This is a genomic window from Elusimicrobiota bacterium, assembly GCA_041660185.1.
GTDB lineage: Bacteria > Elusimicrobiota > Elusimicrobia > 2-01-FULL-59-12 > 2-01-FULL-59-12 > JBAZWU01.
This window is the reverse complement of sequence record JBAZWU010000002.1, coordinates 112,631-135,139: the sequence shown is the minus strand read 5'-3', so window position 1 is coordinate 135,139 and position 22,509 is coordinate 112,631. Positions and strand designations below refer to the sequence as shown.

General features: G+C 56.1%; 18 protein-coding genes. 5 read left to right on the top strand and 13 right to left on the bottom strand.

Translation table 11 applies throughout. The annotated features are described in order from the left end of the window. The first annotated feature begins 1 nt into the window (after window position 1). The 4 genes from WC859_02970 to WC859_02955 all read left to right on the top strand — a co-directional run bounded on the left by WC859_02970 (window position 2) and on the right by WC859_02955 (window position 3,929). Window positions 2–1,483, top strand: coding sequence for a glutamate synthase subunit beta (locus WC859_02970; GenBank protein MFA5975108.1), 1,482 nt, complete (start codon window positions 2–4; stop codon window positions 1,481–1,483). Window positions 1,484–1,589: 106 nt separating this feature from the next. Continuing rightward, on the top strand, window positions 1,590–2,393 hold the full coding sequence (locus WC859_02965; GenBank protein MFA5975107.1) for an RNA methyltransferase: 804 nt from the start codon (window positions 1,590–1,592) through the stop codon (window positions 2,391–2,393). 336 nt (window positions 2,394–2,729) lie between these two features. Further along, the gene (locus WC859_02960; protein MFA5975106.1) at window positions 2,730–3,449 is read left to right on the top strand and encodes an SIMPL domain-containing protein; all 720 of its coding nucleotides are present in this window, start codon (window positions 2,730–2,732) and stop codon (window positions 3,447–3,449) included. A 3-nt stretch (window positions 3,450–3,452) separates the two neighbouring features. After that, complete coding sequence (locus WC859_02955; protein MFA5975105.1) at window positions 3,453–3,929, top strand: 23S rRNA (pseudouridine(1915)-N(3))-methyltransferase RlmH; 477 nt, start codon at window positions 3,453–3,455, stop codon at window positions 3,927–3,929. 148 nt (window positions 3,930–4,077) lie between these two features. Here the strand turns inward: WC859_02955 and WC859_02950 are convergent, their stop codons facing one another. The 7 genes from WC859_02950 to WC859_02920 form a co-directional block, all read right to left on the bottom strand. Beyond that, entirely contained in the window at window positions 4,078–4,719 is a 642-nt protein-coding gene (locus tag WC859_02950) for a CsgG/HfaB family protein (protein MFA5975104.1), read from the bottom strand. After that, entirely contained in the window at window positions 4,716–5,120 is a 405-nt protein-coding gene (locus WC859_02945; GenBank protein ID MFA5975103.1) for a tetratricopeptide repeat protein, read from the bottom strand. The genes WC859_02950 and WC859_02945 overlap by 4 nt, the downstream gene beginning before the upstream one ends. Window positions 5,121–5,130: 10 nt before the next feature. Next, a complete protein-coding gene (locus WC859_02940; protein MFA5975102.1) occupies window positions 5,131–7,155 on the bottom strand; it encodes an ABC transporter permease in 2,025 nt (674 codons plus the stop codon). Then, on the bottom strand, window positions 7,155–8,162 hold the full coding sequence (locus WC859_02935; protein ID MFA5975101.1) for an efflux RND transporter periplasmic adaptor subunit: 1,008 nt from the start codon (window positions 8,160–8,162) through the stop codon (window positions 7,155–7,157). Before WC859_02935 ends, WC859_02940 begins: the two co-directional genes overlap by 1 nt. 52 nt (window positions 8,163–8,214) lie before the next feature. Further along, window positions 8,215–8,517, bottom strand: a complete 303-nt coding sequence (locus WC859_02930) for a GIY-YIG nuclease family protein (protein MFA5975100.1) — start codon at window positions 8,515–8,517, stop codon at window positions 8,215–8,217. Between the two features lie 43 nt (window positions 8,518–8,560). Then, window positions 8,561–9,832 (bottom strand): TolC family protein, encoded by a 1,272-nt coding sequence (locus WC859_02925; protein ID MFA5975099.1) that lies wholly within the window; start codon window positions 9,830–9,832, stop codon window positions 8,561–8,563. 65 nt (window positions 9,833–9,897) lie between these two features. Further along, window positions 9,898–12,027 carry a glutamine synthetase III gene (locus WC859_02920; GenBank protein MFA5975098.1) on the bottom strand — a complete coding sequence of 710 codons (2,130 nt, stop codon included), beginning with the start codon at window positions 12,025–12,027 and terminating at the stop codon, window positions 9,898–9,900. Between the two features lie 166 nt (window positions 12,028–12,193). Here WC859_02920 and WC859_02915 point away from each other — a divergent pair, with 166 nt between their 5' ends. Further along, window positions 12,194–13,222 carry a transposase gene (locus WC859_02915; protein MFA5975097.1) on the top strand — a complete coding sequence of 343 codons (1,029 nt, stop codon included), beginning with the start codon at window positions 12,194–12,196 and terminating at the stop codon, window positions 13,220–13,222. A 2-nt stretch (window positions 13,223–13,224) separates the two neighbouring features. Here the strand turns inward: WC859_02915 and WC859_02910 are convergent, their stop codons facing one another. The 6 genes from WC859_02910 to WC859_02885 form a co-directional block, all read right to left on the bottom strand. Beyond that, window positions 13,225–14,481, bottom strand: a complete 1,257-nt coding sequence (locus WC859_02910) for a hypothetical protein (protein ID MFA5975096.1) — start codon at window positions 14,479–14,481, stop codon at window positions 13,225–13,227. Between the two features lie 2 nt (window positions 14,482–14,483). Beyond that, window positions 14,484–14,963, bottom strand: a complete 480-nt coding sequence (locus WC859_02905; GenBank protein ID MFA5975095.1) for a hypothetical protein — start codon at window positions 14,961–14,963, stop codon at window positions 14,484–14,486. A 62-nt stretch (window positions 14,964–15,025) separates the two neighbouring features. After that, window positions 15,026–17,818, bottom strand: a complete 2,793-nt coding sequence (locus WC859_02900) for a hypothetical protein (protein ID MFA5975094.1) — start codon at window positions 17,816–17,818, stop codon at window positions 15,026–15,028. 193 nt (window positions 17,819–18,011) lie between these two features. After that, entirely contained in the window at window positions 18,012–19,418 is a 1,407-nt protein-coding gene (locus tag WC859_02895) for a hypothetical protein (protein ID MFA5975093.1), read from the bottom strand. Continuing rightward, a complete protein-coding gene (locus WC859_02890) occupies window positions 19,418–19,909 on the bottom strand; it encodes a prepilin-type N-terminal cleavage/methylation domain-containing protein (protein ID MFA5975092.1) in 492 nt (163 codons plus the stop codon). Before WC859_02890 ends, WC859_02895 begins: the two co-directional genes overlap by 1 nt. Next, entirely contained in the window at window positions 19,903–22,431 is a 2,529-nt protein-coding gene (locus WC859_02885; protein MFA5975091.1) for a carboxypeptidase-like regulatory domain-containing protein, read from the bottom strand. Before WC859_02885 ends, WC859_02890 begins: the two co-directional genes overlap by 7 nt. Window positions 22,432–22,509 lie beyond the last annotated feature (78 nt).

Genomic DNA, 22,509 nt, shown 5'->3' with positions numbered 1-22,509 from the left:
CATGGGAAAACCAACAGGTTTTTTAGAATTTAAGCGCGAACTCCCGGTGGACCGCCCTCCGGAAGAGCGAATGAAAAACTGGAAGGAATTCCACGGCCCCATGCCGGAAGAGACGCTCCGGACACAGGGCTCCCGCTGCATGGATTGCGGGGTTCCGTTCTGCCATACCGGGACGCTGATCAACGGCATGGCGTCCGGCTGCCCCATCAATAACCTGATTCCGGAGTGGAACGATCTCGTTTACAGGAATCTCTGGCACGAAGCGATTGAGCGTCTTCATAAGACCAACAATTTCCCCGAATTTACCGGGCGCGTGTGCCCGGCCCCGTGTGAAACCGCCTGCGTTCTGGGTATTTCCGATCCACCCGTCACAATCAAGAATATCGAGTATTCCATTATTGAAAAGGCGTGGGATCAGGGTTGGGTTATCCCGCAGCCTCCCGCCAAACGAACCCATAAGAAAGTCGCGGTCATCGGTTCCGGCCCGTCAGGATTGTCCTGCGCCGCGCAGTTGAACAAGGTGGGCCACTCCGTCACGGTTTTTGAGCGCGCGGACCGCATCGGCGGGCTTCTGATGTACGGCATCCCGAACATGAAACTGGATAAAAGTGTTGTGGGACGGCGTGTCCGGTTGATGGAACAAGAAGGGATCACCTTTGTGGTGAATACGGAGGTTGGCAAGAACGTTCCTGCCGAAAAGCTCCTGAAGGAATTCGACGCGGTGGTTTTGTGCACCGGGGCCACCAAACCTCGCGATCTGCCGGTGCCTGGCCGGGAACTCAAAGGAGTCCATTTCGCGATGGAGTTTCTCTCCGCCAACACGAAAAGCCTCCTGGATTCGTCGCACAAAGACGGCCATTTCATCTCGGCTCAAGGGAAAGACGTGATCGTCATCGGCGGAGGGGATACCGGAACCGACTGCGTCGGGACCTCCATTCGTCACGGCTGCAAGAGTCTTGTTCAGTTTGAAATTCTTCCCAAGCCGCCGTCGGCGCGCGCGGCGGACAACCCCTGGCCGCAGTGGGCCAAGATTTATTCAAAGGATTATGGCCAGCAGGAAGCCGAGAAGCTGTTCGGCCAGGACCCGCGCATCTATTCGATTACCACCAAACGTTTTGAAGGAGATGCCAGCGGCTGCGTCAAAGCGATCCACACCGTCGCTGTCGAGTGGGTGAAGGACGGCGGTTTGTTTAAGATGAAGGAAATCCCAGGATCGGAAAAAGTGTGGTCCGCGCAGCTGGTTCTTCTGGCCATGGGGTTCCTGGGGCCGGAAGAGAGGCTCTTAAACGCCCTCGGTGTGGAAAAAGATTCACGTTCGAATGCCAAAGCCGAGCCTGGCCGTTTTGCCACGAACATCAAAGGTGTTTTTGCGGCCGGAGACGCCCGGCGCGGTCAGAGCCTGGTGGTTTGGGCGATCAACGAAGGCCGCGACGCCGCCCGCGAAGTCGATCGCTTTCTCATGGGCACCACAAATCTTCCTTGATCAGTTTGTCGTCATCCCCCGCGGGTTCTGGCGGGGGATCTATGCTACCATTTACCGTCGATAGATTCCCCGCCAGTGGCTGCGGGGAATGACGGTCGGAGGAACAATGGATAGTACCGTCATTTCATCCCGCCGGAACCCGCTTCTTAAAGAACTTCAGGCTGTTCGTGATGACCCCGATGCTCCCTTTCTCTTTTTAGAAGGTCCCCGGTTGGTCCAGGAAGCTCTGGCCGCCGGATGCCCTATCGAAAAGCTCGTGGCCAGCGAGTCTTTCCAAGAGAACCCCCTGCTCGAGACCCTGCGCGCAAAAAGCAAACAGGTTTATCACGTGTCGGATTCCGTCTTCAAAGTTGTTTCATCCGTGGATTCCCCGCAAGGATTACTGGTGATCGCTCAGAAACCATCGTGGCAGTGGAATGATGTGGCCCGGCGCGCGCCACTGCCGCTCGTCATCCTGGATGGATTGCAGGACCCCGGGAACGCCGCCTCCATTGTGCGTACCGCGGAAGCGGCCGGCGTGTCCGGCCTTGTGACGACCCCCGGGACAGCCCGTTTGTATTCGCCCAAAGCCCTTCGCGGCGCGATGGGTTCTTCCCTGCGTCTGCCGATTCTCGAACACCGGCCGGTGGAAGAAATCGTTGCCCAGGCAGGGAAGCTTGGGTTTTCCTTTGTCGCGGCCATGGCCTCTTCGAAAAATGCGGACTCGGTATCTTACCTGCAAATCGACTGGACCGGTCCCCTCGCGATCATTCTGGGACAGGAAGCCGGCGGTATTTCACCGTCGTGGACGCCCTTGATTCAGAAAACAATTTATATTCCGATGCAGCCTCCGGTGGAATCTCTGAATGTGGCCTCCTCCGCCGCCATTCTCTTGTACGAGTCGTTCCGCCAGCGTTTCATTCACAGCTAACCAGTAATAGTTGGTGCCCTCACCCCAGCCCTCCCCCTTCACAGGGGGAGGGAGTGTCAGATTTTCCGAGAGTATCAACCCCCTCTCCCTGCTGAGGGAGAGAGGGTCCCTGCCGATAGGCAGGCCGGGGTGAGGGTATCGGGCTAACCCGTTACATTTCTTTTACGCGTTTGTTACAGAAAGTTTGCCGATCCGTTCCTTGCCGGAGGGTTGTTCTGGACCTACTACAGATGAGTCCAGTCAACCTTTTTGCCCGGCGGTGTTCGGTCTGCCAGACGACCCGCCGGGCTTTACTATAATCCAAGGAGAGACTATTTCTTTTAGAAGGAGCGAACTATGAATCGTGTAAGGGTGTGGCACGTTGTTCTGATCAGCGGGTGCGTCGCGTTGGGGACGCTGGCTCAAGCCGAGCCGGGGGATGGACGGGAGAACCTTAGGACCATTTCAGTTCAGGGGCAGGGCCGGTTGACGGCGGTTCCGGACATCGCCAATCTTACGGTGGAAGTCCGGAAGGAAGGGGCCTCTCTGGACGACATCTCCGCTCAGGTTCGCCAGGGGATGTCCCATGTCCTGGACGTTTTGAAAGGGCAGGGTCTCGCGGACAAAGATCTTCAGACGGCGGCTTACCAGGTCCAGCCGCGTTATGAGCATGACCGGCAGGGAAACACCCGCCCCAATGGGTATATCGTTCTCAACCGGCTCACGGCCAAAGTGCGCGATCTCAAAAAAGTGGGGAAAGTCCTGACCGCCGCGGTGCAGAGCGGCGCCACCGGTGTGACCGGGCCGGATTTTGATTTCGATAATCCGCAGCTGCTGGAGCGAAAGGCGCTGGCCTTGGCCATGGAAGATGCGCGAGCCAAAGCCGACGTTCTCGTGCAGGCGGCCGGGGCTCGCCTGGGAGCGGTCCGGACCGTTAACCAGTCCGGTCCGATCGCCTGGCCCGGGCGGCATTTTATGGCTTCCCGAGCGATGGAAGTCGCGGGTGCCGCTGAACCTATTGCGGCAGGAGAACAGGGTTTTACGTCAACCATTCAGGTCACGTTCGACCTTCAGTAGCGTATGGCGGTCCGGGGGCTTCTTCGGATAGCGGTGGTGGGAAAGCTGCGTCAGGCGCATTGGCGGTCGGCGCAGGACATTTACGTCGAACGGCTCACCCGTTACACGACGCTGGACGTTGTTGAAGTGAAGGATTGGGTCGGCCAGGGGCTGCCGGACGCGCGCGCCGCGGAAAAGGAAGGCGAAGCGTTGTTGCAGGTGAGCGCTTCTGCCCGGAACCGCATCGCGCTCACTCCCGCCGGGAAATCCTTCACCACCCCCGGGCTGGCCCAATTCCTGGAAAAACAAATCGAGACCTTTGGATCCCTGGCGTTTTTCATAGGTGGCCCGGTCGGTCTTTCCTCTGCTGTGCTCAAGGCCTGTCCAACGTCTCTCTCGCTTTCGCCGTTAACCTTCCCGCATGAGCTGGCCCGGGTGATCTGGCTCGAACAGCTTTACCGTTCGTTTACGATTCTCGCCGGAGAAAAATACCACAAATAGAGTTTTTCGATAGATGCGTTCTTGTCTGCAAGAATGGACCTCCCTAATGTCGTCATTCCCCGCGGGTGCTGGCGGGGAATCTAGGCATAGAAACAGGGTGGATCCCCTGCCAGTGAGCGCAGGGGATGACGACGTTGGCGAATTTGGCTTACGGGTGCAGCGCCGGCCAGAGGGGGATGAGCGATTTGGCCAGAGAAGAGGTAATTCCAGCCATGGCATTCTGGCTGTCCAAGCCTTCATAGCTCATCCGGCCGGACCAGAGGATGGACCCTGTCTCGACGTCGACCATCCGGGCGATCAGGGAGGCGGAAGCCGCGGAGGTCACCACCTGCGAATCCGGTATGCCGATCACCGATCCTTCGGGATAAAGATTGGCGCTTCCCACGGGGGTGACGGTGTCCACGGTGAGGCTGTGGCGGGGCGATGTGACCAGGTAGCTCTGACTGGGGGTGTTAGAGGCAACGGTACCGACAAAAATCGCGTCCACCCCCAGAATCTTACCGATCTTTTTCACCGTTAAGGGGTCCAAAAGTCCTTCCGCCGCCAAATGCTGCTCGTGCAGAACCGAATCGAGCTGGCGGCGTTCTACGACATCCGCTCCACGCCCCAGGAGATCCTGAATCAGCAGGTCAGCAGCCACATCGCCGCCCGTTCCGCCAAACGCCGCGACCGCCACACGGTGGATGCGGCTGAAGTCGGCATGCGCGTTCACCGCGATCTGCGGTGAGACGCACCCGGAAACGATCAGGGAGAGTACGGCTGCCAGCGGATAAAAAGCCGTCCGGTTCATTGGCTTAGATGATGAATATGATTAGTGGCGGTCTCGCGCTTGGCGGGATCGTTCGTCGACGACAGCAGCTGTTGCCAGGCGCGAAGCGCGTCCTGGTCCTGGTGCTTGCTTTCGTAGATGAGCCCGAGCATGTAGGAAGCATCCTGGGAGCGCGGGTTCAATGCGGCCGCTTTCTCGAACGCTTTTTGAGCCTGGTCCATCTGTCCGACTTTACGGTAGGCAAACCCCAGATGCAGCCATAGCTCATCATTGGCCGAATCCGTCTGAACCGCCTGTTCCAGAGCTGAAACAGCGCGTTCTTTCTGTTCCGGAGCGGAAAAAACGGAAAAGGTTCCAAGACCGGTGGCCAGTAGAAAAAAGGTTCCCCAGAGGGCGGAGCGTGTCGGTCGCAGGTCGTTCACAGAAGCCTCCCTATTCATAACGTAGCGCTTCAATCGGAGATAACAGCGATGCTTTGCGCGCGGGCCAGAAGCCGAAAACAATGCCGGTGCCGGCGGAAAAAACAAAAGCCAGCAGAACGGATTGGAGACTGACATCCGCGGCCCATCCCGCCAGTTTTGACATGACGACGGAAACGCTCAACCCGATTCCAATTCCAATGAGTCCTCCCAGGGTGGACAGAATCGCGGCTTCCAGGAGAAACTGCACCAGAATGGCCCGGCGGGCCGCGCCCACCGCTTTGCGCAGGCCGATCTCCCGCGTTCGCTCGCTCACCGACACCAGCATGATATTCATGATGCCGATGCCGCCGACTAAAAGCGAAATGGCGGCGACGATTCCCAGGAGCAGCGTGAACGTTTGCGTCGTGCCCTGAAGGGCCGCTTGAATATCCGCCATGTTGCGCAAGTCGAAATCATTTTCCTTGTAGGCCGGCAGACGATGCCGTTTGCGCATCAGCGCGGAGACATCCTGTATGACTTCGGAAATCGTGTCAGGGGAGGCGCATTCGATAAAAATATTATTCAGGTATTTTTTCCCAAGAACGCGGCTCATGGATGTGTTGAGCGGCAGCATGATGACATCGTCCTGGTCGCGAAATCCTCCGCCGCCTTTGATCGGGAGAACCCCGATGACTTGAAAGCTGATTCGGTTGATCTTAATTGTTTTGTCGACGGGATTTTCCTTGCCGAAGAGATTGTTGACGACCGTCTGACCTAAAACCGCGACGCGCGCCTGCTCCAGGTTTTCGGTTTCCGTGTAAAAACGGCCATAGTAGGGGCGGGCATTGCGCATCTCCGCGTAAACCGGCAGGGCGCCGGTGATCTGTGTGTTGGTATTCTTGTCGCCGTAGACAGCCTGGGCGCTGCCGCTGACGTTCCCATCCACCCGGACGATGTTCGGGTTGCTTCGGGCGATCACCTTGACATCTTCCAGAGTCAGCCGGCTGGCGCTGCCTCTCTCCCCGTGCACGCCGTGCAGGCTGGGGGATCCGGGCATCAGCATGACCAGGTTGGATCCTAGACCGGACAGCCGCTCTTCAACAGCCTTCTGTGCGCCTTTCCCGATGGCCAGCATGGCGATGACCGCGGCCACGCCGATCAGAATGCCGAGGATCGAGAGACTGCTGCGGACTTTATTGGCCGCGATGGCGCACAGCGCGGAAGCGGAAAATTCTTTAAATTCGGCGAAACTGAATTGGGGGTGTTCCAGTAGCTCGGCTCCTTGGTTTTCGTCCCTCACCCCAACCCTCCCCCTCATCAGGGGGAGGGAGTCGTCCCTTCTCCCTGTGGAGGGAGAAGGTGGCTGAAAGCCGGATGAGGGTGCAGTTGTTTTACATTCGTCGGCCACGATCGTGCCGTCTTTGAGGTGGATGATCCGCCGGGCGCGGGCCGCGATATCCGGGTCGTGCGTCACCAGGATGACGGTGATCCCGCCGTGATTGAGCACATCCAGTTGACGAAGAATATCGTCCGCCTGGTCGGACGCCAGGTTCCCTGTGGGTTCGTCGGCAAAAAGGATCTTGGGCCGGTTCACGAGCGCGCGGGCGATGGCCACGCGCTGCTGCTGCCCGCCGGAGAGCTGGTTGGGCTTGTGGTCCATACGGTCGGACAGGCCCACCTCGGACAGAAGTTCCCGGGCCCGTTCGTCACGGTTGGGCGCTCCCGAATAGATCATCGGCAGCAGAACGTTATCCATCGTGGTGGTGCGGGCCAGCAGGTTAAACATCTGGAAGATAAAGCCGATGGTCTTTGAGCGAAGCGCGGCACCCTGGTCATCGGTCAACTCGGACACATCATGCCCCATCAGCCGGTAGGTGCCGCTCGTGGGCCGGTCGAGAAGGCCAAGAATCTGCATGAGCGTGGACTTGCCGGATCCGGAAGGACCGACGATGGCGACAAATTCGCCTTCGGTGATGCTGAGATTGATATCCTTCAGCACCTCCAGGCGGGTGTCGCCCATCTGATAGACCTTGCTCAGGTGTTCGAGGTGAATCATTAATGTGTTCCGCTGCTGCTGCGCCGGGTGCTCTGGCCACTTTGCTGCTGGCTCTGTTTCGGACCACCCATAATCAAAGGACTCGAAGAAGCCGCCTGTTGGGGCGTGTAGCGCTTGCGCGTGACCAGGACCTGCTCGCCGGCCGCAATCCCTTCCGTGATCTCCGCCTGGTCGCCGTTTTCCAGTCCCACCTGCACGGTGCGGGGGACACGTTTCCCATCGGGCCCCGGGACATACACCTGCCGCTCTCCCGAGGTTGTGGGATAGATCGCCGCCGCGGGCAAGAGGACAACATTTTCCTTCTTGTTTGAAATGAGATTGATGTTGGCCGTCATCTGGGAACGGAAAAACGGAGGAATATTCGCGGGCTCAATTTTTACGCCGTAGGTGATGACATTAGAAACATTCTTGCCTTCATACAGAATCTGGAAAACCTTCCCCTGGATAGGAGCATCCGGATAAGAGTCGAGCGTGATGACGGCCGGCATATCCATTCGTACGCGCCCGATATCGGCTTCGTCAACGTCCGCCACGACGATCAGTTTATCGGACATGGCGTAGAGCACGGTCGAGGCATCCACCGTCTGCCCCACCACGACATTCTTCAGAATAATGACTCCAGAAAGCGGAGCCACGATCGGGGTGGGTTTGTAGGCATCTTCCCATTTCTTGACTTCTTCCAGGCCCTGGGCGCGGGCGGCATCCAGAATGGCCGCGCGATCGCTCGAGCTCATCCAGGCCAGGATGTCACCGGCTTTGACGCGGTCCCCTTCGCCCAATATCAGTTTTTCAACGCGGCCGGCGATCGGAGGTTTGATCTCCACGCGGTTCAGCGGCTGCACCGTTCCTGTGGCCTCGACGCGGTCTTCGATCGACCCCTGTGTGGCGGTCACCGTCTGGGTCGTCAGCTCAGTGCTTTTAGATTTGTCCCGTCCCCTCATCCAGAAAAAGTACGCGCTGCCGGTGATCAGAATAACGGCTAACAAACTCCACCATTTTTTGCTCATGGATGTCTCCTGCTTTTCTGTCGTCCCCCGCAGTCACTGGCGGGGGACCCACTCAGGTTAAGGTATCGCATAAATCCTGCCATTCAGGATTATCTTTCTTGATCAGTCTGATTTTCCAGGTACGATTCCAGTCCTTTAAAGCTTTTTCGCGACTGATAGCGGATTCCATCGTAGGATGCATTTCATACCAGACCAATAAATGGACGCCATATTGTTCAGTGAACCCGTCTGCTAGATTTTGCTTATGCTCCCATACGCGTTTAACAAGATTGGAGGTCACGCCGACGTACAGTGTTCCATTGCGACAACTGGCTAGCAAATAGACACAAGGTTGTTTGATTTCCCTTAAAACCATAGATCCCCCGCCAGAACCCGCGGGGGATGACGGAGCAAGGGGTTCATAAACGGTCTCCAAGTTGTTCGCCGGCGGCGAAGCGCCACTGGGCTTCCGCCAACAATAGATTTTGCTGCGACTTCAAATAACTTTTTTCGAAATTGACCAGGTCCGCCACCACCAACTGCCATTCCTCGAAGGACATCAGCCCGCTCTGGTAACGGATGTCTGATTCCTCCCGTCGTTGCCGGGCGGCTTCCAGGAAGGCGCGTTGTGTCCGGACCTGGTCAACGGCTTGAACATAACCCGACCAGGCGCTTTCCAGATCCGAGCGAATCTGATTGCGCAGGGCGCGCAGGTCTAATTGAGCCTTTTCCAGGCTCCGCTGGGCCGAAGCTGAAGCAAAATACGTCGCGGTCGGGCCGCCGCCAAAGAGGGGATAGTTCAGAAGTCCGGTAAAGGTCCAGTAGGGATTGGCGGTTGGAAATTCAGTTGAATCTTGGAAACCGCGGTTATACGACACGGAAACATTTGGCCAGAAGGAACTGTGTGCACTGGCCACAGCGGCCCGGGCCTGGTCGATCAGCGCCTGCTGCGCCAGGAGTCGGGGTTCATGGTCGAGCAGAAGGTCCAGATTGGGTGGTGATGGAGGCAGCGATCCAGAAGTCCAGGTGCCGGTCACAATCCATGCCTTGTATTGTTCCTCCCCGAGAACCTGGCTCAGGGTCTGCTGCGCCACGCGAAGATCCCGTCCGGCTTGCAGGAGATCCACCTGGGCCTGAAGCAGTTCCGCATCGGTTCGCATCTGATTCCCTTTGGATTCCCGTCCGGATGCGTAGCGGAGCCGAATCAGCTCCGCGTCCGTCTGCCAGATCGCCTGGATTTTCTTGGCCACCGAGATTTGCTGCTGGGCGTAGAGCGTTCCGGCGAAAGCCTTATAGAGGTTGAACAGGACGTTGGTGGAAGACGTGCCGAAATTCGCCTGGCTCTGCTGCCAGGACGCTTTCGTGGAGCGGATGGTTGCCCACTGGTTGAAATTGATCAGGTTGAGGCTGGCCGTCCCTTGAGCCCGCCAGGATTCACTTGCGGAGTTGTCTGTGGAGGCTTTCCCTTTAGTGTAACTGTTCTGCAGGGATAACTGGGGGAGAATACCGTTATAACTGCCCAGGTAGGCGGCGCGGCTCGACTGCTGGGCCCGCCGGTTGGACTGAAGATCCAGATTGCGCTCCGCGGCTAACCGCACGCAATCGGGCCAGGTCAAAACGGCGGGCGATTCGGCAAAGACCGGCGTGATCAAAAGCCCCAGAAGAAGAACAGCGATTCGGTTAGGCGGCACGAATAACCTCCATCCCGAATTAGACGTCAGTCCAAGCCTTTTTGTTCCCTTAAAGGGACCTTTATTTAGAGGTTGAACAGCATCTCCGCGTAGGTCGGTACCGGCCAGAGATTATCCGGCAACAGCATTTCCAGCTGGTCAATGTCTTCTCGCAGGTCTGCCTGGGCCGGGAAGACCTTGTCCCGGAAGGCCATCGCCTTCTTCTTCGTTTCGTCTATGCTGTTCGCCTGGGCCGTGGCCTCTTCGAGGGCTGTCAGTTTTTTCGTGGCGGATTGGAGCAGAAGCGAGATCTTATTCAGCAGCTCACTTTGAACATCCGCGGAAGCGCCGGAGGCTTTCAGCTGAGTCACGGTGTGCGCGAGTTCGCCGGTGTAGGAGATGACCGCCGGGAGATACAACGTTCGGGTCATGGTCATGGCGGTCCGGGCTTCGATGTTGATATGTTTGGCGTACTGTTCAAGGTAAATTTCGTAGCGGGATTCCAGTTCCCGCGGCGAAAGGACCTTGTATTTTTTGAAGAGCGCATGCGCCTCGGCGGTGTTCATGGAAGCGAGGGACTCGATCCAGGATTTCACGCTCGGCAGGCCGCGGCGTTTGGCTTCTTGAACCCATTCGTCTGAATAGTTGTTGCCGTTGAAAATCACGCGACCATGTTCGCGCATCACGTCCTTGACGATCTGGGCGGATTCCTTGTTCACGTCTTTGGTGTGTTCCAGACGCGTGGCAATACCATCGAGCGCTTGGGCTACGATCGTGTTGAGAACCGTGTTTGAACCGGAGATGGAGGCGGAGGAGGCCACCATGCGGAACTCAAACTTGTTTCCGGTAAAGGCGAAGGGGGAAGTCCTGTTGCGGTCCGTGTTATCCTTGGGCACGGGCGGCAGACTGTCTACCCCGACGCTCAGGAAACCATGGTCTTTGGACTCGGATTTTCGGCCGGCCGCGATATTTTCCAGAATGTCTGTCAACTCAGAACCCATGAAGATCGAAACAATCGCCGGCGGAGCTTCGTTGGCGCCCAGGCGCAGGTCATTGCCCGGATTACTGGCGGCCGCGCGCAGCTTGGTCGCATGCTTGTTCACGGCCATGATCAGCGCCGAAAGGATCACAAGGAACTGACCATTTTCGTGCGGCGTGCGGCCGGGTTCGAGCAGGTTCAAGCCGTCGTCGGTGGCCAGCGACCAGTTATTGTGCTTTCCGGAGCCGTTCACGCCCGCGAAAGGCTTCTCATACAGGAGGCAGGCCAGCTCATGCCGCAGCGCCACTTTCTGCATGGTCTCCATCACGAGCTGGTTCTGGTCAGCCGCGATATTGGTGGTTGAAAAGATCGGAGCCATCTCGTATTGGGCGGGTGCCACTTCGTTGTGTTTCGTCTTGGAAGGGATGCCCATTTTCCAGAGTTCGATGTCCAAATCGCGCATAAACTTGGAGATACGGTCTTTGATCGCACCGAAGTACTGGTCTTCCAGCTCCTGGCCTTTGGGGGGCGGAGCGCCGAAGAGCGTCCGACCGGTCAAGATCAGGTCAAGCCGCTGATCAAAGTATTCCTTATCAATCAGAAAGTACTCTTGCTCCGGGCCTACGGTCGAGGTGACCCGTTTGGAGGTTTTATTGCCCAGCGCGCGCAGCACGCGCAGCGCCTGCTTGGAGACCGCTTCCATGGAACGAAGAAGCGGTGTTTTCTTGTCGAGCGCCTCTCCTGTGTAGGAAGCGAAGGACGTCGGGATGCAGAGCGTGACATTCCCCGCGTCGTCTTCCTTTAAAAACGCCGGAGACGTGGTGTCCCAACCGGTATAGCCTCGGGCCTCAAAGGTGGCGCGCAGACCGCCGGAAGGGAAAGACGACGCATCCGGTTCACCCTTGATCAGCTGTTTGCCGGAGAATTCCATGATGCCGCTGCCATCCGGCATCGGGGACAGAAAGGAATCATGCTTTTCAGCAGTCTTGCCGGTGAGCGGCTGAAACCAATGGGTATAGTGGGTGGCTCCGCGTTCGACAGCCCAGTCTTTCATGGCCTTGGCGATGGCGTCGGCAACCTTCAACGATAGGGGCGCGCCCTCTTCGATCGTGTTGCGGAAGGCCTGAAGCACGTCCTTGGATAACCGCTTCTTCATCTCGCGGTTGTTAAAAACGTTACGGCCATAGAGTTTGGTCAGGTCTATCACGGAAGATCTGTTTTCGCAGCAGGATTTCATAAGGGGATTCCTTTTCTTTGCAAAATACCAGAAGACTGGCGGACGGGAGCAATCCTCCCGATCCGAAAGCTATTTTAATAAATGTGGATAGGGGACGTTGTTTAGTTTTGCACTTTTTTCTCGCCGACCATGAATAAAACCGGTTTTTGCGTCTCTAAGGTGAGAGATGCCTCGCCAACCCCGTCTTAACATACCTGGGCTCTATTATCACGTCATCGTTCGCGGGATCGAGCGGCGAAGGATTTTTCGTGCACCTGACGATTATGCCGATTTCCTAACACGCCTGGGCAAAAGTCTCCTGGAATCAGGTAGCCACTGCTTCGCCTGGGCCTTGATGCCTAATCATATCCATCTGCTGATTCTGAGCGGGATCCGAAGACTTGTTTCGTTGATGCACCCGCTTCTTACGGGATATGCCATCAAATTCAATCTCAAATACCGCCGCGCCGGCCATCTTTTTCAGAACCGCTATAAGTCCATTATTTGCCAGGAAGATCCTTACTTTCTTGAACTGATTCGCTACATCGCGCTGAACCCTGTTCGGGTGGGAATGATCCAGACGCCCGACGAGCTGGCGACTTATCCCTGGACCAGCCACAGTTCCCTTCTCGGCCGATTTCCAAGGGCCTGGCAAGACATTGATGCCATGCTGGGACGGTTCGGCCCGACGGTTCGAGAGGCACAGCCCGCTTACGAGCGCTTCGTTTTAGACAAATGGACCCAGGGTCATCAGGACCGGTTGGAAGGCGGAGGGCTTATTCGCAGCTTGGGTGGTCTAGATGCTGTTCTGGAGGCTCAACGCTCAGGCGAACGGCAGTGCGGTGACGTGCGAATTCTGGGAGAAGGGACTTTTGTCGAAGAAATTCTAGGTCTGGCCGAAAAGGAAGAGCGACAGAACCAAGATATCCGGAAGAATTTTTCGAGAGACGATCTTCGACAAGCGGTCGCGGCCTATGCTGGAGTCCAGGCCGATGCGCTCTTATCGACCGATCGCCACCGCCCCATCGCAGAGGCTCGGGCTATGGTTGTCTATGCGGCAATCGATTGGCTGGGCTTGCAGGGAACAGCTGTTGCTCAATGGCTCAACCTCTCTATTGCTGGCGTATCCAAGTCCCGAGTACGAGGACGGTGTCTGGCTCAAAAGAACCAACTCCTGGAATGGCTCAAAAGTGCAAAACTAAACAGCGTCCCCTAACCCTAACGGTCTAGCGGCAGGGGAGTTGTCTGCTGGGAGAGGGGGACGGCGCGGCCGGCGGTGACGTGATAATCCAGCACCGTGCTGACGTTCGGCAGGTAAAGCTTGTCCTCGTCAGCACCGCTGAAGCGTTTATATTGATAAGTTCGGCTACAACCATTCTCATTCCTCCAGACTTCAGAGAAAATCAAGCTTCTTCCGCCAACAACCCCGCCGGTAATCGACAAGGAGCAGCCGCCGGCTGTCCCTCGAGGCGTATCAGGAGAATCGGCTATCATGCCGGCATTGGCGATAAAATTTCCGACCAGCGTCAGCTCATCCGGCGCATCCTTGTCCAGATGGATCGTTTTTTCACTGAGCAGCGCGATCCAGGAGTCTGCATCATTGAGGGCCGGCCCGATATTATTCAGGATATGGATATCGCCGGTGGCATAAAGGGCATACACGCCGGTGACGGTGAGCGGCTGCGGCCCGATCGTGACATCCCCTTCCACAAAATACACATGCGTCGGGCTCGGAGGGAGGGTATTGCTGTTGTCAATGAAGAGAGGACCCATCAGAGGAGAGGATTTCCCCTTATAGAGCTGATTGATCGACGAATCCAACATAACCACATTGAGCCGCGCGGGCAGTTTCTGGGCATGGTAGGGACTTAAAAAGAATTGAACATTCGACGGTGTTTCGCTGGGGGAAACCGTGTCCGCATAGTAGGCGGAACCAATCGTGATCAGAGCCCCGGACTCAAAAACCAGATTCGGAGCATAAACGGTCCCGTAATTAGCGGGGTCGCTTCCTGCGGCGAGCTGGGTCCCAGCCGAAATGGGTTGGGTGTCATCCACCGCGGCAAAATACTGCGTGACGGTTGTAAACCGGATGGTGGCATGGATGGTGGCGGTCGATCCCCCGGGTGTCTCGCTCAGGCTGTTGACATCCGCGCTGATATAATCGCCGGGAGCGGCGTTTCGCCGGAGAGTCACCTGGCATCTGTTAAACAGGATGGGATCCACGCTTTCGTCGAGCGTTTTGATGCCGCCCATCGGCACGTCGGACGACGCGGTCGGAATGCGCAGCCATTGGAGGGTGCTGCTCAGGCACGAATCCGCATCATGCAGTGTCCGCTGTCGGGCAAGTCCATGGACGTTCTCGCGGCTGCGGATCCAGCTGTACCAGCTGTAAAGCGTAATGGCGCTGATCGCGAAAAGACTCAAGATCATAAAGGTGACCAGCGCACTTCCATGATTGTTTCGATGGGACATCATAATTAACCCCGAATGGCTACGTGACGGATTCTTTGAAACGGCTGTGGCATGCCGACCGCCTTGCAAGAGAACGTGACCACGATAAGATTAACATCTTTTGTAAAAGAAAGCTGCAGCGTGTCAGATGGGTTGGGGGGGGTGAACAACGTTTGTGGATTGCAGACGGACCAATCGGCATTACACGTGGACCGGGCCAATACCATTGGGGTGTCGGGAGAGACGGCATACTGAAAGCGAGCCTGAGTGGAATTGCCCGTGTTATCGTAAACCGACTGGGTAAATAGGATATGGTCAGGGTTCATGGGCCAGACATTGTCGTTGGCGATACTGACCGGGTCGGCTTCCCGCAAATCACTCACAAGAGCATCCATCGCTTTGTCCATGCTACGCTCTAAGTTGGATTGATCATAGAAGCGGCCGATTTTTGTGTTGGTTTTGAGGAAAACGACGGCCCATAACCCCATCATGCCGATCACTGCCATAAAGACCGTCAGTTCAATGACCGACAGGCCGCGGGACCGTTTTATCCAGTGACGAAATCTAATCACATTCCTCCGACATGTCCCAACTTGACCTGTAGATCCATCTCAAGCCCTGTCTCCGGCGTCAAGAGATTGGTCAAGAAGCAATAAACCGTTCCGCCCGAAAGAGTAGCCGTCAGGCCCGCGTTATCGTGCAGGTTGACGCATGTTTTGCCGTCCGCCTGAGGAAGAACGGTCTCGATGGAATACGTGGAGCCAGAGGAACCACTGAGCTGAACTTGAACATCAAAGTTTCCGTCGCAGGTGTAGAAATAGGCATTGTAATAACCGTTCGTATCCGTCACGTTACTCGCAGCGGATGTAATATTTGGCATGAGGGTGCCATCCTCATACGCGGTAGCGGTATACCAATTGCCCATGGGGACATTCGCAGCTGGTTGAAGCCGGTTGGTGTCATAATAGAGATGCCCCTGCACCCTGTATCGATAGAGCCGGCCGGGGACGTAAGCGGTATTGCCCCACCCTAAGGGGTAGTAAAGCGGATCGCCGTACCCCTCATAAGCCGGCGACCGCATCGTCTCCGACCGCCATAACACCATATTGTAATCCCAAGGAGGTGTCATCTCGTAAAGGTTGGGGTTTACCGTATCCTGTGTGGCCTGAAACATTCCCCTGTTTACAAAAGGAAATTTGTAATTACTTGCGAAGGTGTATGATCCATCGTCGCCGGTCTTAAAGGACCCGACTTCTCGATAGCCTCCGTAAACGGTTGAGTCCGGAACCCTGACGGCAAAAGGCATTTGCCCGGCTATGCGGGCACCGGCAGGGGCGGTTCCTGACCAACCTTTCCAGCCCGGCTCCGCTTGACCCGCATCGTACGGTGTAACCGCCGCTGAATTTTCTTCAAAACTGATTACTCTCTGCCCCGTGACCATATGGCTCAGAGTCGGATCATCAGACCAGAGAGTGCTGTCGAGTGTGACTGACCCCGGCGGCGACGGCGGCCAAATTCCCACCGTTAATTCTCCAGCCGCATCCGTGGTCCCCAGCTGCGACAAACCGTTGCTGAACGTGTGAAAATTCACTCCACTCACCGCAAAGCCGGCGCTGTCTTTTACAGAGACTTTCAATTCGGTGCTTTGAACCATGTTCACGTCAATGGAATAGTCATGATCTAAACATCCGATCGTGACCGGCGGAGTCGTCCAGGATGTGCTGCAGCTCCATGGCGCGTTTGTATTTCCTCCAAAAAGACCCTTTGGATAGACGGGATCCCCATAAGGGATCCAGGCTGCGATCGCTAATTTCTGATCGTTATGAAATAGGTTATCGTTCTGCATGTATCCGTTGTTGGCATCGTTGTCGCTGATGTTGTCTGACCACAAATAATTGTCCAGATAGATGGTGCCGCTGTTTGTGTCAGGGGTGGAATAGAGACGATAATAGTCACCATGCGGGAGATCGCTATAGGGAAATCCTTCCACGGCAACCGCCAATTGCATATTCGGATTTGACACAAGGTTCCCGCTGGCGCTGTCAATTAAGCGAATCGTGACCGTTCCTTTTTTATGGATCGTCAAATTCTGGGTAATGGAGGGCATTTGAGCTGACGTGTTCCAGGCGGCAGGAGTAGTCGGCCCCCCTGTGAAATAACCCGGCACAAAATTCGGGTCCGAAGGGTGGAGATTGTTGTATTCCCAACGGGTTTCGAAGAGGGTACCGGGAAATGTGGACTCATAACCCAGCAGATAATACGTGTCAGCCCGGAGAAAAATACCATTCGTAGCCGTAGGTATAACATTATTAAATTCATAATAGCCGTCCGATACGTTAGATGCGGTCAAAAATCCACAGGAGTCTGTTCTGTAGGTGTCCCCGTATACCATCCAAGGTTCAGGGCCCGTATCACTCCCCGAATAATTGATCCGGACTCCCACGTGTTGGTTGGTCAAGCCTGAGCCGTTGTAACGCACGTACCCCGAGATGGTTCCTGCCGGCCGGTAATTGGAGAACATGACAATCGGCGAATTATTTTCCCTGACTTCCGATGACACGGCATCTTCCAAGCTATAACTCGCATAACCGCAAGAGTCGATAGTCTCTTTGTAATAACCTTGTTTGAAGTTCGGGTCACTCCGCCGGACATGGAATTCTGACGGCGTCGCCGCTTGCGCTGTAAACGGGATTTGAGTCGTGGTGGCGTCGCCTGTCCAGACCCCGCTCAAGGCTGTCCACCCGCTGTCGTTGGTGGGGGAACTTTTCACGCTGTTGGCGGAGTTGGCTTGTGACGGCGCGCTCACGGTCACGCCGGGCACTCCCGGGCAGGGGTGGTTGATGAGGTAGTCGGAATCGGTGTGCCCGTCGCAGGGAATCTTGGCATACACGTGGACGGTCGCCCCGGGAGGGGATGGGGTTGTTTCGACAAAAATCCGGCTGAATGACGACGAGTTGATCCCCTTGGCGTCTTTCCACCAGATTTTCATCGTCACGGTGCATTGGGACATCGTGGCGTTGTAGTTGGCTGACGAGGTAATGCGGAAATCGCCCTTCAGGTTATTCGTGCCAAAGAATTCCTGAACCGGGACTGAATTTTCAAACGTCTGCGGTTGCGATCTATCGTGAGGATAATCGTATAAGTTCAATGCATTGAAGACCTGCGAGGAACGGGCCTTGTATTGTTCCAACACCATCTCGCTGATCAGGGCGGCCTTTTTGGCCATCCGGGTATGGGTAATGGCTTGGGTGGTTTTAATGACGCTGATGGATGCCGCGATGGCAACGATCGTCAACAAAACAATTCCAAGAATCGACTCCAGGGTGAGGAAGCCATCACCCCTCGCAATTTTACAAGGCATATTCAATAGTACCCCGTTTTCCCTAAATTACAAGATGAAAAAAGACCTATATTTAAAGGGAGAGGGAGGTAGGGGACGTTGTTGAGTTTTGTAGTTGTTTGTTGAAAACGTCGTCAATTCGGGAAAAGTGAAAAACTAAACAACGTCCCCTTGTGCAAGTGAAAAAAGGCCTATATTTTAAGATGCTTTATGCTTATGGCACCCAGGCGGTGGTGCTGGGAGGCACTTCCTGCCAGGATTGGCGGAGTAGTATCACGTTCAAAGTTGGAACTTCCAAGGAGTCGTTGTAGAAAATGCCGCAAAATGTTGAAGAGGTCCCTCCGCTGGCTGTGACAGATCCATTGACCCAGACCGCGCCGTGAAAGTCCAAGTATTTCAGAATGGTCAGGTTTCCTCCGACATAGGTGAGGCCCCGGATGCCGACGGTAGTTCTCCAGCCGCAGCCGGCACCTGGTACGCAAAAGGTGGTTGTCCCGAAGTTGAATGTACTGGCACTCTGGTGATACCCGGTATCTGCCGGGTATTCACCGGAAGAGGACGTGTCGTAAGTGGTTTTGAGCAGTTTTTGATGTTGCTGCCAGGCTTTAGACGGGACGCTGGCTGTATAGTTGTATTCTCCAGGCGTGTCGATGGTGAGATTCCCTCGGACGATGACGGTCCCGCGCAATCCTGTGCTTTGGTTGGAGGAACTGCCTCCGCTCAGAGTCACGTCGCCATCCCAATACCAGACATAATCTGTATTCGGGTTAAGCCGGGCTGATTTGGGATGGCTCCACGGGTTGCCGAAGTGGGTCGCGTGACTGCCTGATGAGGAACATGAAGATCGTGTATCCCATCGGGTGGCACTCCCCAGGGTGCCTGCCCCCCCCTGAGTGGACCGGCATCCGTAGACATTCAATGTCCCGGTCGCTGCGGCCGAAGAGCGCAGAGCCGCGAAATCCAGAATGGGAACATTGGGGATTCCGGAATAGTTGGACCACCATTCTGTGTTATCTGTGTTCGGTGGGGTGATATTGTTTGTATCTCTGGGATAAGTGGCCGTACCGATCACGGCTCCTTTGGCATATTTTCTGGGGGAGTACCAGAGCGCCACATAGTTGTCCATCAGCTGAATATTTCCTTGAGCGATGAGCGGGCCCCAGAACACTCCTAGACCTCTTGACCAGGTGATATTCCCGCCGGACATCATGGCGCTGTAAATGGTCTGGTTGAGCTGGACGCACTGAATCGCCCGTGTTTGTTGGTTGACCACATCGCGTCCCTCCGCCGTGATCGTGACTTGCGAATCCGCTGGCCCGGAAGCAAACCGGATGCGGTAGCTTCCGCCAGGGATATCCGTATACGTGACATCGAAATTGTATCCGGCGATCACCGTTCCTCTTTCAGCCGCCGCCCAGGTCGAGGTGGCGCTTTGCAGTTTCCAGGTGCCCCGATCGATTCCGGCTTCGGCCAGGTTAACGGCATCTGTTTTTTTCTGTTGTTTAACCGTCAGTGCCGAGTCGGTCTGAAGCCAGCTCACCAGACTGAAAACCACAATGACCAGCACCGCCATCAGCCCTAACACCATGGGAAGCACCTGTCCGCGATTCGTGAGGTTCATTAGTTCATCACCCGTATCTTTTCCGAGGCCATGTGCAACGCTTTAATGGCGCCTCCGTAAATTTGTTGCTGCAGAGTCATCGATACCGACACAATCGTCATATCGTCGGAACTGGGGAAAGTAAAGGCCAGATAGGCCAGGTTTCTGGTCAGGGTGGAAACGGTTGTCCCCAGGGTCAGCGTGAGATTGCTCCCGCTTTGCGCCACGGTGACGGATTTCCCCTGAGCATTAGTGAAACTGATCTGCGAGTAATACGGTTGGCCGCTGCTCTGAGTGATCGTGATCGTTGAGGACTGCGCCTGCCGCAGTTCGCGGGTGATAATGTACATGGCCCCCCGCGCTTCACGCTGAAGTTCCAGTCTGGCGCGTCCCAGGATAAAGAAATTGGTCGCCTGCCGCAGCATCGGCGGACTCAGAAGGGCGATCGATCCAAGGATGGCCAGGACCATGAGGAGTTCCGTTAAAGTAACCCCGTTGTTGCGCTTTACCATGAAAAGTTCACCCCCGACGTGGTGAGGCCGGCGTTCACGGTAATGTTCGTTCGAGTCCCTGAGCTGATGGCGGGAATTTGCCCGTTCAGCCGCATATAAAAGGCGGTGACCGTATAGACAGACGTGGTGCTCCCCCGGACATCCAGCGAATACGTGCCATCCTCATTGCTTGAGCCGCCGTAATAAGCGGCTCCCATCAGCGTGGCGGCGTTAAGCGTTGCAGGGGGAACCGTAATCGCAGAGGTGCTGGCCACAATGAGAGTGCCGGATTGAATCGGTTTCCCGAGTGCGGTAACGCTTCCGGTAATGGATCCCATGGCTCCGACAATCGTGAAGGTGCCGGCCGATACCGTTGTTCCGGCGGCCACCGTGACGCTGTTGCTGACCGGGCTGGACATTTCCTTGGTGTCCAGGACCGGCTGCACCGTGTACGTTCCAGTTGTCAGGTTGAGCAGAAGAAATTGTCCGTTTGATCCGGAGACTTCCGTAGCCTGCGCCTGTCCGTTCGAATCAAGCGCCACCACGGAAACCGCCGGCAATGGATTCGTGCCGTCGCGGGTGATCCATCCGCTGATTTTCCCGCCTTGGGCCAGAAAAAAGTTGATGTTCGCGGTCACATCGCCCAGGGTCACGTTGACATTGGTTTGAGTCTGGCTTTCATAGCTGGAATTGGCGCAGCTGGCGTTAGCGACCACGTTATAGGTCCCGGTCGGAAGGCGGATCGAAAAGTTACCCGAAGCTCCCACCGTTGCGCTGGCGCCGCCAATGGTGACCACGATCGCAGGGCTGATGATGCCCCCCGTGACGTTGGTGACCCTGCCGCTGATGGTGCCGACCAGGTTGTTGTTGGACAGGAAAGAAGAGTACACCCCGTTGTCCGGCCACGTCGGCGTGGTAACGGTATTCGGGATCCGGGTGATGGCGTTGCTGGTGACCACGACATTGTCAATAGTGGCGGAAGATGTGCCGCTGTCTATGAAGACACTCCAGGTTCCTGTGGCAACGCCGGGCACTGTAAACGAGGCATAAGGCGGATTTCCTGTTAACGTGGTGCTGGAGGGGGACGAGGTGTTGTCGTTGACCGAAACAATGGCCCCCGCGACCGGAGTGCCTGCGATAGGGGTTCGAGCCGTGCCGCTGGCTGTTGCCCGCGGAGGGTCTGAAAAAGTTGTTTGATCAAATAGATCCACCAGGTTGTTGCCGCTGTCGTAGGCGTTCCCATGCGCTAAGTTGATGACCGTGCCGGTATCCGTTCTCCGGATAAATTGTTCTCCGGCGATCAAGCCGGTGGCTCCAGTCGGAGAAATGGCAGTTCCTTCCGCATAATTGAAATCCGCGAAGCCGGAACCGCCGTTCCAGGCGATGCAGTCAATTTTGCCGGCTGATGAAGGGGGTGTTGAATTCGAATTGGCCAGACAAATGCCGCCGGCATCGGGTGTTGAAATTCCTCCTCCACCGCCTGATCCCAACGGTTTCTGGATCGCATGATTTGGATAGTTGACGTACCGCCAGCAGGCATCCGGCTGCACGACGGTTCCACCCGCCGTCAGGGTGGTGCAGTTATTGGATCCGTCATTTGTGTTCGCAATGAGATAGTAAGCGTTAGACTTGACGTAACTGCTGACGAAAACCAGATGCCGTGCGATGACGTCATCCACATTTTTAACGACGGGCCAGACCGCCGGCTCGTTAGCGGCGACATTGGAGGCGATGTTCCAGGCGCTGGTCGTCGGATTGTAGAGTTCAATGAATTCAAGGCCTCCGGACGTCCCGGTGCTGGCGACCACCTGGCTGATGACCAGATGGTTGTTGACCCAGGCGTTCCCTTGGATCGTGCCGGTGCTGATGGGAGTTAATGAAAAATCTTGAGTGACCGTGGTGTTGGGCGCGATGGAAACCATGACGGTTTTGGGATAGTAGCCTTGAGCGGTGGCGACGAAATTAAATGTCCCCGGAGCCAGATTGATCGTGTAGTCTCCCGAGGCGTTCGAGGTGTCCCGCCAGCCAACGTTTTCAGCGGCATCCACCAGGGCGGAGGGGACCCCTGCGGTGGTGAGCGTGTCACTCACCCGGCCTTTAATAACGGCGTTGGACATGATGGTGTTCGGGTTGTTGATGACATTCTGTAAACTGTGAAATCTGTAGTCCGAGCCGTTTTGCCAGACAACAGACACCGTGACCTGGCGCATCCCGGTGTCTCCGGAGCCGGGAGGAAGCACTTGAATAACGCCTGAGTTTTCCTGCACCACTTGAATATAGGTCAGGCGCGTAAACCGGATGCTCCCTTCCAATAGTGTTTCCGGAGGGAAGTAACCTGGGTCATAGGGAAGGTAGGGGGTAAAGCGCGTATCATAAGCCGGGTTTGTTGTGACGAGGATTTCATAGTAGGGTTTCTGCATGACGATCTGCATCTTTTCATGTGCCAGGTTGGAGCTCAAGGTCCTGGCCTTGGAGTACTGGATGGCTTTCTGGATGCCGCCAAAAGCCCCGAAACTGGCGATAATGCCAATACCGAGGACCATAATGGTCACCATCAGTTCGACCAGCGACAGCCCTGATTTCCCTTGAAAATCAGGCCAAACCCTATATAAACGGTTAAG

Coding starts and splice junctions, on each gene's coding strand:
- WC859_02970 (MFA5975108.1), top strand. CDS start 2: ATGGGAAAACCAACAGGTTTTTTAGAATTTAAGCGCGAACTCCCGGTG.
- WC859_02965 (MFA5975107.1), top strand. CDS start 1,590: ATGGATAGTACCGTCATTTCATCCCGCCGGAACCCGCTTCTTAAAGAA.
- WC859_02960 (MFA5975106.1), top strand. CDS start 2,730: ATGAATCGTGTAAGGGTGTGGCACGTTGTTCTGATCAGCGGGTGCGTC.
- WC859_02955 (MFA5975105.1), top strand. CDS start 3,453: ATGGCGGTCCGGGGGCTTCTTCGGATAGCGGTGGTGGGAAAGCTGCGT.
- WC859_02950 (MFA5975104.1), bottom strand. CDS start 4,719: ATGAACCGGACGGCTTTTTATCCGCTGGCAGCCGTACTCTCCCTGATC.
- WC859_02940 (MFA5975102.1), bottom strand. CDS start 7,155: ATGATTCACCTCGAACACCTGAGCAAGGTCTATCAGATGGGCGACACC.
- WC859_02935 (MFA5975101.1), bottom strand. CDS start 8,162: ATGAGCAAAAAATGGTGGAGTTTGTTAGCCGTTATTCTGATCACCGGC.
- WC859_02930 (MFA5975100.1), bottom strand. CDS start 8,517: ATGGTTTTAAGGGAAATCAAACAACCTTGTGTCTATTTGCTAGCCAGT.
- WC859_02920 (MFA5975098.1), bottom strand. CDS start 12,027: ATGAAATCCTGCTGCGAAAACAGATCTTCCGTGATAGACCTGACCAAA.
- WC859_02915 (MFA5975097.1), top strand. CDS start 12,194: ATGCCTCGCCAACCCCGTCTTAACATACCTGGGCTCTATTATCACGTC.
- WC859_02910 (MFA5975096.1), bottom strand. CDS start 14,481: ATGATGTCCCATCGAAACAATCATGGAAGTGCGCTGGTCACCTTTATG.
- WC859_02905 (MFA5975095.1), bottom strand. CDS start 14,963: ATGGCAGTGATCGGCATGATGGGGTTATGGGCCGTCGTTTTCCTCAAA.
- WC859_02900 (MFA5975094.1), bottom strand. CDS start 17,818: ATGCCTTGTAAAATTGCGAGGGGTGATGGCTTCCTCACCCTGGAGTCG.
- WC859_02895 (MFA5975093.1), bottom strand. CDS start 19,418: ATGAACCTCACGAATCGCGGACAGGTGCTTCCCATGGTGTTAGGGCTG.
- WC859_02890 (MFA5975092.1), bottom strand. CDS start 19,909: ATGGTAAAGCGCAACAACGGGGTTACTTTAACGGAACTCCTCATGGTC.
- WC859_02885 (MFA5975091.1), bottom strand. CDS start 22,431: ATGGTCCTCGGTATTGGCATTATCGCCAGTTTCGGGGCTTTTGGCGGC.